Annotated in this window: 14 protein-coding genes; 8 read left to right on the top strand and 6 right to left on the bottom strand. The window is 45.2% G+C overall.

Going from position 1 to position 13846, the window contains the following annotated elements; genetic code table 11:
* Positions 1 to 237 precede the first annotated feature (237 nt).
* The gene (locus U0033_RS01735) at positions 238 to 3267 is read right to left on the bottom strand and encodes a DUF4450 domain-containing protein (protein WP_072357487.1); all 3030 of its coding nucleotides are present in this window, start codon (positions 3265 to 3267) and stop codon (positions 238 to 240) included.
* A 45-nt stretch (positions 3268 to 3312) separates the two neighbouring features.
* On the opposite strand from U0033_RS01735, the gene U0033_RS01730 reads away from it, so the two are divergent.
* Both U0033_RS01730 and U0033_RS01725 read left to right on the top strand, forming a co-directional pair.
* On the top strand, positions 3313 to 3561 hold the full coding sequence (locus U0033_RS01730) for a hypothetical protein (RefSeq protein WP_143150623.1): 249 nt from the start codon (positions 3313 to 3315) through the stop codon (positions 3559 to 3561).
* A gap of 538 nt (positions 3562 to 4099) precedes the next feature.
* The gene (locus U0033_RS01725; RefSeq protein WP_072357485.1) at positions 4100 to 4768 is read left to right on the top strand and encodes a DUF2306 domain-containing protein; all 669 of its coding nucleotides are present in this window, start codon (positions 4100 to 4102) and stop codon (positions 4766 to 4768) included.
* A gap of 241 nt (positions 4769 to 5009) precedes the next feature.
* Here the strand turns inward: U0033_RS01725 and U0033_RS01720 are convergent, their stop codons facing one another.
* A complete protein-coding gene (locus U0033_RS01720; protein ID WP_072357484.1) occupies positions 5010 to 5675 on the bottom strand; it encodes a hypothetical protein in 666 nt (221 codons plus the stop codon).
* Positions 5676 to 5717: 42 nt separating this feature from the next.
* Here U0033_RS01720 and U0033_RS01715 point away from each other — a divergent pair, with 42 nt between their 5' ends.
* Positions 5718 to 6596 (top strand): MBL fold metallo-hydrolase, encoded by an 879-nt coding sequence (locus tag U0033_RS01715; RefSeq protein ID WP_072357483.1) that lies wholly within the window; start codon positions 5718 to 5720, stop codon positions 6594 to 6596.
* Here U0033_RS01715 and U0033_RS01710 read toward each other — a convergent pair.
* Positions 6588 to 6809, bottom strand: a complete 222-nt coding sequence (locus U0033_RS01710) for a hypothetical protein (RefSeq protein WP_072357482.1) — start codon at positions 6807 to 6809, stop codon at positions 6588 to 6590. The genes U0033_RS01715 and U0033_RS01710 overlap by 9 nt on opposite strands.
* Before the next feature lie 5 nt (positions 6810 to 6814).
* Positions 6815 to 7531 carry a hypothetical protein gene (locus U0033_RS01705; RefSeq protein WP_072357481.1) on the bottom strand — a complete coding sequence of 239 codons (717 nt, stop codon included), beginning with the start codon at positions 7529 to 7531 and terminating at the stop codon, positions 6815 to 6817.
* 50 nt (positions 7532 to 7581) lie between these two features.
* On the opposite strand from U0033_RS01705, the gene U0033_RS01700 reads away from it, so the two are divergent.
* The 3 genes from U0033_RS01700 to U0033_RS01690 all read left to right on the top strand — a co-directional run bounded on the left by U0033_RS01700 (position 7582) and on the right by U0033_RS01690 (position 9281).
* The gene (locus U0033_RS01700) at positions 7582 to 8241 is read left to right on the top strand and encodes an alpha/beta hydrolase family protein (protein ID WP_072357480.1); all 660 of its coding nucleotides are present in this window, start codon (positions 7582 to 7584) and stop codon (positions 8239 to 8241) included.
* Entirely contained in the window at positions 8238 to 8807 is a 570-nt protein-coding gene (locus U0033_RS01695) for a Crp/Fnr family transcriptional regulator (protein WP_072357521.1), read from the top strand. The genes U0033_RS01700 and U0033_RS01695 overlap by 4 nt, the downstream gene beginning before the upstream one ends.
* 63 nt (positions 8808 to 8870) lie before the next feature.
* Entirely contained in the window at positions 8871 to 9281 is a 411-nt protein-coding gene (locus tag U0033_RS01690; RefSeq protein ID WP_072357479.1) for a VOC family protein, read from the top strand.
* A gap of 1 nt (position 9282) precedes the next feature.
* Here U0033_RS01690 and U0033_RS01685 read toward each other — a convergent pair whose 3' ends face one another.
* On the bottom strand, positions 9283 to 9885 hold the full coding sequence (locus U0033_RS01685; RefSeq protein WP_072357478.1) for a Crp/Fnr family transcriptional regulator: 603 nt from the start codon (positions 9883 to 9885) through the stop codon (positions 9283 to 9285).
* Positions 9886 to 9967: 82 nt separating this feature from the next.
* Between U0033_RS01685 and U0033_RS01680 the strand changes: the two genes are divergently transcribed.
* Positions 9968 to 10324, top strand: coding sequence for a hypothetical protein (locus tag U0033_RS01680; RefSeq protein ID WP_072357477.1), 357 nt, complete (start codon positions 9968 to 9970; stop codon positions 10322 to 10324).
* Positions 10312 to 11658 (top strand): MFS transporter, encoded by a 1347-nt coding sequence (locus U0033_RS01675; RefSeq protein ID WP_072357476.1) that lies wholly within the window; start codon positions 10312 to 10314, stop codon positions 11656 to 11658. Before U0033_RS01680 ends, U0033_RS01675 begins: the two co-directional genes overlap by 13 nt.
* Before the next feature lie 242 nt (positions 11659 to 11900).
* On the opposite strand, the gene U0033_RS01670 is transcribed toward U0033_RS01675, so the two are convergent.
* Positions 11901 to 13820, bottom strand: a complete 1920-nt coding sequence (locus U0033_RS01670) for a TonB-dependent receptor plug domain-containing protein (protein WP_072357475.1) — start codon at positions 13818 to 13820, stop codon at positions 11901 to 11903.
* Between the last annotated feature and the right edge of the window lie 26 nt (positions 13821 to 13846).

Here is a 13846-nt window from a genome sequence, read left to right as displayed (position 1 = left end):
AACTCCTTGACAACTGGCAATCAAACAAATACGAGTTTTTAACAAATTGATAACAAAAGTCAGGACGACACGAGGAGAGCAGCAAAAGCCTTATAAGTCAATAACTTATAAAGCTTTTTTAGAATGCAATAATTTTTATAATATTTGCGTTTGGGAGTAGGTTAAAAGGGCTTTTTGAGGTAAAAAAAGCCCCTATTGTGGTAGTATATTATCAATTGTACGATATTGTGAGTTACCTTACCTGCTGCGTTGCAAAGTAAGCGCCATTAAACCAACTACCACATCGTTGGACAATGCCTGAAGGGTGAGGGTACTCAATTCTTTTTCCGGGTCCAATTTAATATCCAGCAGCATCCCCGCTCCTCCATCAATTTCACGGCCATATACACCCTTAATTTTCAGGTCGCGGCCCAGGTCCTGACTCACTAAACCCGTTTTGAAATGAAGGCGCCAGGGCTTTGGCTGATTCATTTTAAAAGCGAGGCTATCTGTAAAATAATCCTGTTCCACCGGGCACCAGGTTTCCGGGTTGACCAGCGCTGTGAGCTGCCGGGAACCATCCTTATATACAATAGTGACCCGGCCATTCTCAATACGGCTTTGCATGGAATTCGTGCTGCCTGCCAATAAAAGATAGGCATGGTTTGCTTTGCCATTTATGGCCAGCTGTACACTGTCTGGGTAATTATCCCAAAGCGATGTAAATACAACGTTTTTCTCTTTGTGGGAAATGCGGAAAGGAACCGGGAAATCGTATTTTATATCTGCTGCAATTGCTGCTGTTGTTTTAGGATGTGTCCACTCTCCTATTCCATGCAGGGGAATCTGCAAGGTGGTATAGGGTGAACGGGGAGAGCGATATTCGTTTTGAAAAATATCTTTCAGGGCTGCGTTCAACTGGGTATCTATGTTGACCTGCTCACATAATCCAGGTTGTAGCCGGGAGAAAGCAGTATAAGCCGTCATATCGGGTGATGGTGTATTGACACCCTGTGCTGCCAGCCATGTCATCTCCCCCTGCCTGATTGTTTTGAAGGTAGTTTGCTCACCGGTCAGTGGTGGAATGACAATGTCCTTTCCTGCCCATTCGATCCTCACATCACAGGTACCGGCAGGAATATTGATTGAAATAAGCGGGGTGCCCGCCACGGCAGCAGACATTTGCCAAGGGGCCGCCTTACCATTTACAGTGATCTTTTTAATATGATCTTTCTTTGCAGGGATCTGCAATTCAATAGCCGGAAAATGAGTAACAATATGGTAGGTATCATTCTTATAATCAAAAGACAGATCAGGGGTTTTTAAGGAGGCATATGGCCAGGACGCAGGGAAACCAGGCCTGATAATGATCCGCTTATTCAATGCATCCGGGCGGATGCCAAACAATCCCTGGACCAGCAAACGGGCAGCCACCCCGATAGCATCGCCGAAATCGCGGTAACACTCTCCCCTGGCGGCATCGTAAAAGGAGATCTGGCCAAAATTCCCCGGGCTATCACCCAGGTACATACCATCCAATATGGCACTTTTGAACAGTTGGAAACCAGCTTCATTTCTGCCGGCCTCGAAATAGGCCAGTGCAGTATGCATTACCTCCGCAAAAGCCACATTGTTCGTACTCCAGGTATAGGGCATCCAGTTACTGGTAGCAATCGTGGCATAGCCCTCATCTTTCAGACCAATTCCCTTTACAGGGATATGAGGGATCTGTGTATCGAGGTAACGGGTGGCCTGAAAGGCCTGTACAGCACCAGGTACATCACTGTCAATGGCATGATAAATTGTGTACACACCCGCACTTCCGTGTACCCGTTTCAGCCCCATATAATCCTGGTATTCCGCCCAGTGCCCTTTTTCGGGCAGCCATAAACGTGCCTGGATGGCACTTAGTATTTTAGTGGCTTCTGCCCGGTAAGGCAGTGGATCCTCTCCTATCTTTTCTGCAATGAGGGCTGCCAGTTTATTCGCCCGGCAATTATAAGCAGAAGAATAGGTAACGGCACCGGAATTGTAATACATGCCATCGCTGGCCCAGATGCAGGCATAGGCATCGTATAAACCATCATTGTCGGGATCAAAATTCAGTTTCTCCCAGGCCAGGTGCCTGCTGAGCACAGGCCAGATTTTCTTTGCGTAAGCAAGATCACCGGTCCATTGTAAATGCCAGAGCAACGCATCGATGTACACTAGGTTCATATCGTAATGATGCATCTGATCGGGGCGATCCGGATTACGGGCAATGTAGCCATTACTATACATGGGTGTACCCCATTTTTTGACAGCACGGGCCAGGTCGAGCGCAGTATCCTGTGCAGGGTGCGGAATGGTATTGGGTACATTCGTCACCTGGCTGGCAGCATATCCATCAAAGTGAATCCTGGCACGATCATGCATGCCCAGGAAATCGCCGGCATAGGCAGCCCGCCAACCCGTGAGCGGCATCCGCCAGCCAATAGCGCCGTGCAACCAGCTTTTGCCATCCCAGATACCATCTGCCGCAGTTACCAATGCGCCGGCAATGGGATTAATAAAGGGATCAGGTGTTGTAAGCTGCATACGATCAGCGAGTTGTGCTCTTTCTTTTTCTGTGGTATCAAAGAGTGCGGATGTATTGACAACACTTAATTTTAAGTCACTGAAAACAATACAGGCACTCTTTTCCAGCTGACAAATATTTGTATATACCGGCTTATCAGGTGCTTCAAATACCCCCGGCGGATCGGCACCCATATCTCCGGAACGAAAAAGTTTTTGTGCACGGATCTTTGTCATCCCTGCAGAAACGATGCTTCCTGCCGGCATGTTACTATAATCAATTTTCCATACAGCTCCTTCCCTGTCATAAAATGCCAGTACACTGATGCGCAATTCCCCATTCCCCCAGGATGAATCCCTGAGTAAGTAGCTGCGTTTGCCCGCCAGGTACCGTGCTTCACAAAAAGAGGTGGAATCCAGGGCTTTTCTCCCCTTTCCCGGCATAGTTACCCAAAAACTGATATGCTGGCTGTTTTTGTCTATATAGGCTGCAAATACGGGTCGGTCACCCGTCTCCAGCCTGAAAGCGGTAGGCCCGCCATATAATGCCCTTGTATACCGGTTTTTACCGTTTATACAAACGAATTCCTTTCCTTCCGGATGATATTGCAAGGTTCTGGCTGTTCCCCTTTTATCGTCGTTATAGGATGTTTGCTCGATTAAGTCGGCTTTCTGGGCAATTCCTGCAAATGTGTGGAACAACAGGAACAAACAAAGGGTACAATTTTTCATAACAATACAATATAAAGTAAATATTTTTAGCATTCATTAATCCCTATGATGAGCGGATGCTTCCAGGCACTAATGAATGGAAATACCTATGATAGGAGCACCTATACCTCCAAAAGTGATAACTGGAAGACCTTGTTTGCATTACTTCTTATTCCTACCAGGGGAGCCCCTGTACCAGATGAGGACCTGGAAAACAGGGTGATGATGGAACACGATTCCCTTTTCTTTTATGAGGTGGATTCCAATGATAACAGCTTTAAACTGGTGAAAAACTATCTACCGGTAAAGGATTAATTACCCCAGGAGCTAAGAGCCGGGTAAATCCAATAGGCTGATAAGAGGAGTAATTAGCCCACATGTAAACCTATATCGGGGCCAGTCCAAAGACTGGTAAAAAAGAGAGATATCCCGCAGATATCCCGCAGATATCCCGCCTATAAGCCGCCTATGACCCGCATCTTAAAAGAGGCGGCTTATCTACGGGTTATCTGCCCGTTATTACCCGGATACCCTACTTTTTGACCAGTTTTGTACTCCTACCTTCCAGGTCATGAAGCTGATTAAAAGGGTACCCCTCCCAGAGACGAAATGGTTTTTACACAATTCTCAGCGCCTTCATTTTATTTTTTTGTCAACCCCGGTTTCGCCCATTTAGGGGAATGGGCATGGCATGTGCCGGTAAAGCAAGTTCCCGGACGAATGGTCTGTTACTTTTAATGAGAGGGATGACTGAAAAGCCGGCGATGCCTTTTGCCGGGTTGTTGGGGTTCTACCTGGAACGGGGGGTATGAATTATATAACCTGTAAAGAAAATTGGATGTATATTTAATCCATGATCGTTCGCATTGTGCAATCATTTATTGCCTACCTGGTACTTTCTGTGGGCACCTTCCTGATGCTGCGCATGATCATTGATTACTCCAGCTTCCAGACGAATATTCATTTCCTGGAATTTAAACAGGAGTACCTCCATATTCCTATATGGAAAACGGCTTTTTACATCCATGTTTTTTCCAGTATCCTGGCACTGGCAGCAGGATTCACACAGTTCTCAGCACATTTTCTGCACCACTATCGCAGGGCACATAAATTAATAGGGAAAATCTACGTGATTGATATTTTGATCATCAACTTCCCGGTGGGGCTGATCATGGGTGCGTATGCCAATGGATTATGGCCTTCTAAACTAGCTTTTATCCTGCTGGATTGCCTGTGGTTTTACTTTACTTACAAGGCCCTGGTGAAGGTTAAAAAAGGAGATATTGCTGCGCATAAAAGATACATGATCCGCAGTTATGCGCTGACCTTTTCGGCCATAACACTGCGAACCTGGAAGGTAATATTACTCCAAACCTTCCATCCTGATCCGCTCACATTGTACATGATAGATGCATGGATGGGATTTGTTCCCAATTTACTCTTTGCTGAATGGTGGATTTATCGCTCCAGCCGTAAATTCATTAAGACCAGGTATACAAATACGGCGAAAATCACCAGGTAACTGATTACAAATGAAATAACCCGGTAGAGAACAGGGCCTTTTTTCCCTGCTGCACGGACTTTGCGATAAATGGAACGCGATATAAAATAGGCCGCTACAAAGGGGAAAATTATTGCAAGGATCAGGATGACATCAAATAAATACATAGGCAGAATATATATCCTAATTTACTGATTTTATGTGAACTCATGTATCTATTACAAATACCTATCCAGGGAATGAGTTCCGGTGAATAGATTCACTATTCTTCGTCTTCATCCTCCAGGGAAATATAATTCCATTCTATTTCCAGGTTGTCAAGCATTTCATCAAAGCGGTCCGCGTCATTGGTACCAATAAATGCCCCGGTGCAATGACCTTCTTTATCGAAAGACAAACTTACCATTTCTTCGAAATCACGCGTATAGACTCTTTGGTTGGCATGAGAGATTTCTTTTAGTTCCTCATAGGTTTCCTGTACATAAGCAACGGTTTCCGGAGGCACTGGTTCCAGCGAATTGGCGTTGAATGTCAGTCCGCCAAGTACGCCGTTATATACGGCCATCAATAACAAAAATCCATCTGTAGTCGCACATTCCTGATGCCAGTCAGGCTGCATTTCATCACCTGAATAATTCCCGTATACAGGAGGATTCGGCAAAGCAAGATCAGCCTTTTTAATGCCCCAATACACCACACCCTGGTTTTCTTCATAGAACACCAGGTAATCATCCTGCGAAAAGTCGATCTCACTGGGTAGTAAAAGCCTGTTATGCGTATAATTAATCGCCTCCTGTTTGCCTAAACTGAGGTAGTAGGCCATCAACACCTCCGGTAAGGGATGATTGAATTCTCCTGCCTCAAAACCAATCCTTTCAGCTGCAGCAATGCCGTATAAATGCCTGATCTTATCGAAATATGTTATCATGGATTTCCTTTTATTGTTGCTAATATCCTAATTTTAGGCATTATGACCCTGACAATTTCCGGATATTCAACTGCTTTATTTTCTACCTGGTATTTTATTGAAGAATTAGGTTTACTGTTTGACTGTGGAGACGGGATGATGTCTGCCATGTTACAAAAGAGCAGGAAGATTGAAAACATATTTATTTCTCATCCTGACAGAGACCACATCACCGGGTTATTGCAGGTTAACCAGCTGAATGCCAGGGAGGGTTTTCCTATTATCCATTATCCGAAAGACAGCAAATCCTTTCCTGCCCTCAGGGATTTCTCTGTGAAATTTGATCCGCATGTAGTTGGCACGGTATGGCATCCGCTGGCAGACAGGGAGCGTGTCTGGATTAAGAAGGATGTGTATGTAGAAGCCCTGCGCAACAATCATGTGCCTGCACCTGCGCAGGTAATCAAAAGCTTTGGATTCAAAGTAGTGCAGGTGAGGTACAAACTAAAGGCAGCATATCTGTCGCTCCCGCCACTGGAGATTAAAAAGGTGATTGATCACTTAGGCAGGGAAGCGACACATATCTTAGTAGAGACGGTCCTGTTATGCTACACAGGGGATACGCCCGCGGAGAATTTTGAATACTGGAACAATGCGAAAGTACTGATCCATGAGGCGACATTCCTGGGTGATGAAGTAGAGAGTCAGTCTCACAGGAATAAGCACAGCAGGCTGGAAGATGTATTGATCGGTGTTAAGCAGACCAATATAGAAACCCTGATATTGGGGCATTTTTCTTCCAGGTATTCAAATGAACAGATTGATAGTAGTATCGTAGCATTATGCCGGCAATACGATATTAAGATTCCTGTATACCGGGTGCTACCGGGTCAGACGGTTTTTGATATATTGTCAACGAAGCCGTTGTCTGCATTATTTTAACCGGTTGATGACTGCACTGATATAGACAGGATAGCTACTGGCTTCCGCTTTCAGCTTAGCCAGTCTTTCCTTTCTGATATTTGCATCGGGTTGCCAGTTGAGATAACTCGAATGCAGCATACTAAACAGGCATTGATTCAATGGATCCAGGTGTTGATCGTTCCTCAATGATTGCACCTGGATTCGCCAGCGACATGTACCTGTTATGTACATACGTTTTAGTCCGTCGAGGACCCTACAATACCTATATAACGGTTCTTTACCGGGTTGTAAACTGTCCAGAAATAGGTGCCCCACCATTCCTTGCCCGAGTCAAAGAAATTAGAGCAATCTGTGCTCCAGGTGTAGATTTCCAGCTGGTGCAGATCGTCAAAGAAAAAGTTGATAAAGTCAAGTACATATGCTCCTTTCTTTAGGATGCTTTGTTCGAACTTCATGGAATAGGGTGGCTCGATCAGGGCATAGATAAATGCCCCATGTACCCCATCATCGGGCCGGGTATGCATGTATAGAACGTCGGCGGGGGTTTCTTCCCCATCGTAATAAAAGTAGGAATTCATGGTATCATTCCCCAGCTCTCCACGAACGATGGGTTTCATTTTGTCCACATCAAAACAGGGCCCCAGGAATGTTTCGAGGTCTATTTTAGTACCACTTTCGTCCAGCATTTTGTAATTGAGTACGGGCAGGTTAGGGATATTTTCGCGTTGCCCTTTGGGTGCTACCTTGTTGATGTGCAGATTCCAATTATAAATGATCTTTGCCATCGTTTGACGGGCAACCATCATATGAGCCTCGTATTCAGCAGGCATTTTCCCCTCATAATTGGCTGATATTGAATACACAAAGATCCCTAAGACACCTCCTAGTTCGTCATGCTCAATAATTTTTTCCCTTACACGGGGATCGTTTACTTCCTGAATGTTAACAACCATAAGTAAATGTAGCTATTTATTATCTTTGAACACTGTTTCAATCGTGATTTATGGAGATTAAAAATCTATCGCTGCCCGTATCAGCGGCTCCCGGGGCTGTTTCCGCAATATGCATGCTCCCGGAAAAGCCTATATGTATCCTGACATTAGCACATGGTGCAGGCGCTAATATGCAGCATACTTTTATGGAAGCATTGGCTACCGCGCTGGCAGGTGCAGGGATTGCGACGTTAAGATTTAATTTCCCGTTTACAGAACAACAAAAGAAGCGTCCTGACTCTCCCGCTGTTGCCTGGCAGGCCATTGCCGCGGCCATCGATCAGGCCAGGGAATTGTACCCGGCCCTCCCCCTCTTTGTAGCCGGCAAAAGTTTTGGCGGACGTATGTCTTCTCAATATCTCTCTGCCAATCATAGGAAAGACGTCACAGGTTTAATCTTTTATGGTTTCCCTTTGCATGCTGCAGGCAAACCTTCCATAGACAGGGCGGCACATTTACAGGATGTAAAGGTACCCATGCTCTTCCTTCAGGGTACCAAAGATACGCTGGCTAACTGGGATATGATTGAATCCGTTTGCCAATCATTAAAAAAAGCCAGTCTTGTGAAACTGGAAGGAGCAGATCATTCCTTTAAGGCCGGGAAGAATAAGGATATGATACCTGTGCTCAGTGCCGCGACAAAAGAGTGGGTGAAAAAGAAAATAAAATGAACCGTCTTCTAACCTATATCCGTTCCCTGACTGATTTCTCTGACGAAAGCTGGACAGCCCTGCAACCCGCACTGACAGCAAAAACCTTTGCAAAAAATGAATTATTACTAAAAGAAGGGCAGGTTTGTCAATCACTATTTTACATTGAAAGTGGGTATTGTAAAAGTTACTATAACCTGGATGGCATTGTAAAGAATACAGGGTTTTTCTTTGAAAATGATATTGCCACCAATATCAGCAGCTTTGGTAGCGGGCAGGTATCTGCTTACAATCTCATTGCCTGTGAACCGCTATGCGTGGTTATTTTTGATAAAAGCAGGCTTTTCAGCATTGCACAGCAATATATAGAAATTGAGCATCTTGGGCGAAATTGTGTGAGATTGTTTGCCAGCAAACAGGAAGAATTTTCTACACTCTTTAAACTGTACTCCGCACAGGATCGCCTGCAATACCTGGAAACACATCACCCTGCTATGATTCAGCGGGTACCGCTTTCCCAGCTGGCTTCCTTTCTGGGCGTGGCAAGAGAAACGCTGAGCCGGATCCGGAAAAGAAGAATTATGTGACGATCGTCACAGGGTCTGCTTTTTGTTATTGTACAATTTTGCAGTAACAAAAAACGAATCATTATGTCCTTACTGAAAAAAATTGATGCACAGACGAATGTAGTTACCTGGTTTGAAATTCCCGTGTCGGATATTGAAAGGGCGAAAGCGTTTTATGAAACGATCCTGGACATTGAGCTGGTGAAGCGGAACGATGGTGGAGTTGAGGCGCTGTTTTTCCCGTATAACCCGGAAGTGGTGCAGGCGACATCGGGCAGGGTAACAGGAGTATTGTCTAAATCGGACAGGAATCAGCCTTCGGGGAATGGCACAGTTGTGTATATTAATGCCAGTCCGGATCTGCAAAAGGTGTTGGATAAGGTGGGGCCGGCAGGCGGGAAAGTGGTAGTGCCTAAAACGCTGATTCCGGCAGGGTTTATCGGGATTATTATAGATTCAGAAGGGAATAAGGTGGGCTTGCATGCGGAGCAGTGATCTATAAATCACTCAGCAATTGTTTCAGCTCTCCTTCCGCCAGTTCAGGATTCACCGCCCCTTCCCGCAATTGCTTGACAGTTCTGTTCAAACTCCGTACAGTGATTGCCAGGTAATCAGCAATGTCCTGCTTGCTGAATGACAACTGCTGCTCTTTTTGTATCATCAAAAACTTTATCAGGGAATACTCAACAGGATAATTTTGCTGGTAGGACGCCCTCGTAGATGTCTGATAAATACGAAGTGCCAGTTCTTCCAGCAATTTCCTGTGAAAAGTCTTATCCGAATCGATCAACCCATCAAAATCCGCCAGTGAAAACACATAGGCCTCTACCGGCGTAATCGCCTCCACACTACACAGGCATACCCTGCGCAGGATCGTTTCCAGATCTCCCAGGATCTCCCCCTTCCCCAGGAACTCAAAGATCAATTCCTTCCCATTCTCCTCCGAGCGATAACATTTTGTCACCCCACTCTTCAAAATCATGATCTCCCTGGCATTTTTATCCTGAACCATCAAGCGCTCTCCCGCGTTAAAGCATTTTACGGGCTGACTTTCCAGGCTATTGGCAAATGACAAGAAATATGGATTTGTTCTAAGCATATTAACTAGGTAGGACAAATGTCCTGGTTTCGAACAAAAATAGATAATAGTTTTGCCATCATCGCCAAAAATTAAAGAATTTATGCATCATCATATTAATGTCTTCGCATGGGATGCGGATGATAATCTATGGGTAAATGAAACCGGGTTCCCCGGGGCAGAAAAACAGTTTACCACTATGCCTGAAAATTTCCGGCCAGCGTACCTTAGCGCCAAAGAGCTTTTTAAGACCGAAATAGCCCATATGTTGCGGTATGGACATGGAGTAAAGGCCCTTACCTTACCGATGCCGGAAACCGCGCTGCGAATCACAGCAAACACGGTTCCCACCGCCTACCCTGGTAAAAGCCGGGATGTGTTGAATAAACCAGTGATCATACAGGGAGGGGTGGAAACTTTTATTAGCCAAATTACTTCCGATACCATATGCGATCACTGAATAAGCATCTTGTTTTAGCCATCGCCTCTATGGGCATATTTGTAGAAGCCCTCGACATCGCGATTGTAAACCTGGCATTGCCGAAAATTGAAGCTGACCTGGGATTGACGAACGATTCCGGGTACAAAATTCAAAGTATTTATATCCTGATCTATGGTAGTTTTTTAATCTTAGGAGGAAAATTATCTGACTACCTGGGCAGGAAAACCATCTTCATGGCAGGATGTACCATCTTCCTGCTGACCTCTCTGGGTGCGGGTTTGACGCATACCCTCCATCATCTAATTTTATTCAGGGCATTGCAGGGCCTGGGTGCTGCCTTGTTAATGCCTGCCGCATTTTCAATTGTCAATTACTACTTTTCTGAACCACATGAACGCGGAAAGGCGATGGGGATCTTTGGTTCCTTTGCCGCCACGGGTTCTGCGGGTGGCGTGTCTGTAGGTGGAATTATCGCGAATTACTGGGGATGGCCATGGGTGTTCCTCATCAATGTACCGATATTATTGGTGATCCTGGTGATTGCTTATATCTACCTGGAAAAAGATGTAAAAACGGCGGCCAAATTACCGGATCTTCCTGCTGCGATTGCATTGGTGCTGGGCATGCTCTGTTTGTCTAAGATCACAGAAGGGAATTACCTGATTATTTCAATAATAGTTTTATCGGTATCTGCCTGGTTTTTATATTACCGGCTCAACACACAGGGGGATCCATTATTAGATCTCAGGGTACTGCTATTATCATCACTGCGAAAGGGTACGCTGTTATTCTTTTTATTGGGCGTCCTGTTCACCGGGTACTTGTTTTTAATGAGTTTTCTTGTGCAGCAAAACTTTGGTTTTACTGCGGCGCAGTCAGGTTTTTTGATGATGCCTTTTAATATCATCTCTATGTTGTTAGGGAGGTTTGGATTGCCTGCATTATCAAAAAGGTTCTCGCCTAAAAAGATAGCCATGGGTGGGGCGGTAGCGATGCTCGCAGGTGCATTGTCATTGGTACTCGCCGTGCAGATACATAGTTTGGCTTTTCTGCTGGCAGGTGGTGCATGGATAGCTGGTATAGGGATGACGCTTTGTTATACCGGCTATACCGTTATTGCCATGGAGCATGTGCCTTCAGAACATTTGGGGATTGCTGCCAGTTTGATTAATACGGCTTACTTTGTGGGAGGTGGTATAGGCTTGCCGCTGATTTCGATATTTATGTCGCATGGGTCAGCAGCGCTGGACAGCCGGCCATTGTGGTTGCTGTGTATCGTCGCAGGGTTTTCAATTGCGAGGTTATTGTATAGAAAAAGGGCTCGTATCAAGGGTAACATTTCCAGGATCTAATCCGGATGACTGGCGGAGAGCGGGATTGCTAATGCAATGCGCAATGCCATGAAGTTACTGTTGATACAAGCCCTTGTTTTATAAGGAGAGGCTTTGTTGTAAGGGGGGGCTTAATGGGTGATGCTTTCTGTTTAAAGTGATACTTTCCTTTAAAGGTAATGCACTCTGTTTAAGGTTATGCTTTCCTTTAAAAGTGAAACCTTCCTTTAAAAGTGATACTTTCCATTAAGGCGATGCTTTTCCTATAATGTAATCCTTGCGCCACCCATCAACCATCTTCCTGGCATCTGTGCGCCTGTAAGATCTGCATAATTCTTATTGAATACATTGTCCGCTTCTACTGACAAGCTCAGTTTATTCTTTATCACGAATACATCAGCTTTCACACTCGCTACAAAATACTCCTTCGTCACCGCACCATTGATACCTTTTACAGCCTGCGGGTCTCTCACTTTATACAGTCCATTTACACTCACGCCGAATAACTGGTTGCGGTAAGACAACATACCATTCAGCAGAAAACGTGCATGTGAGGCAATGTAAAAGGATTGCTGCCCTTCCTGGATATCAGAGTACAACCAGGTAACACCGGCAGTAGCACTCACTGTATGTTTCTCCTTGTAAGTTTTCGTAAACTGGAGATCTCCTTCTACCCCGCTGGTTACCATTTTAGAAATATTGGATGCCAGGGAATAGGTACCTGTTGGAGACAGGTTATGCTTGTAAGGCATGTTATCATATGAGGTGGTAGTCCAGTCGATCAGGTCATTGTACCTGCGCTGGAATAAGGTAGTGGATACACGGATGTATTTACCAAAGTAATCTGCACCTGCTTCATAGCTAAAAGAGCGCTCTGCTTTCAGGTCAGGATTACCAATCTTACCACTTGTAACGAGGGTCTTGTTATTGTTGTTATAGCGCTCGGTGAAGTCCGCATTACGGATGGTTTTACCTGCACTACCACGAATCTGGAACTGACCTGCTTTATAGCTGGCATTCAGCTGAGGTACCAGTTCAGCACCACTGCGCTCATCCCAGTCCAAACGTAATGCTGGACTCAGTGTCAGAGCATTCCAGATCGTTGCGGTCATGGAAGTAAAACCAGCTGCCTGGTTTACGGTATGGTTGCCCCTGTCATTGGAGACGATGCTCTTTTGCTGGAACTGACCACCTGCTACAAAGCTGATATTTTCGTTGAATGTATGCTCGTAAATTGCGAGTGACTGGTATAACTTACTACGGTTATCATTTGCAATGGAAACAGGATTGTATACGTAGTGGTCATTCATGTTTTTATAACCCGCCATCAGACTGAATGCATTTTTGTTCTTACGATATTGCAGGTTCAGTTGCTGCCACCAGGTAGACAATTTTTCGCTGGCAGTATCACTGGCATAGGTGGTATAAAAGTTCTGCGCGGCAAACTTTCTATCGTCATAACTCAGGCGGTAAGAGAGTTTCCAGTTATCACTCAGCTGATAGCTGGCAGAGCCGGAGATCGTGTGCAGATGGAAATAGCCATCAATACCACGTTGTGGCTGACCGTCGGCATTATTCGTCTGGCCACCGATATTAACCGCCAGTTTATTTGTGGTATAATAAGCATTTGCATTCGCGTTAAATAAACCATATGCTCCACCGGTAGCACCTGCGGTGAACTGACTGGTGGGTACGCTATGCTTGTTAGTTGCAAATGTCTTTGTGATGATGTGGATCACACCACCTACAGCATCAGAGCCGTAGATGGCGGAGGATGCGCCTTTCAGCACTTCGATATGATCGATTTCTGCAGGATTGATGGGAATATAGCTACTGAAGTGGCCGGTATTGGGATCGTTTACACGCATACCGTCCAGGATCACTAATACCTGCTGGAAGGTGCCACCACGGATCACGATGTCGCTACCTGCGCCCATAGGGCCTTTGGACTGTACTTCTACACCTGGTATAAAGCGAAGTACCTCATCTATTGAGTGGACAGGCATTTTGGCAATGTCCTCTCCTTTTATTACGAATAAGTTGCGGCCGGTTTTTGAGCTGACTACCGGATTTACAGTGGCAGTAACGGTTACAGCGTCTAATTCATTTATTTTATCCTGTGCCGGCAGCGTCAGTGCATACAAGATGCTGGCGGCCATAGGTAATGCTAGTTTTGGAAACATTAGGTATGGTTTACTGATTGGCCGGC

Source organism: Chitinophaga sancti (genome assembly GCF_034424315.1).
GTDB classification, from domain to species: Bacteria; Bacteroidota; Bacteroidia; order Chitinophagales; family Chitinophagaceae; genus Chitinophaga; species Chitinophaga sancti.
Note: the sequence above shows the minus strand (reverse complement) of the source record. Positions and strands in the feature narration are given on the sequence as shown.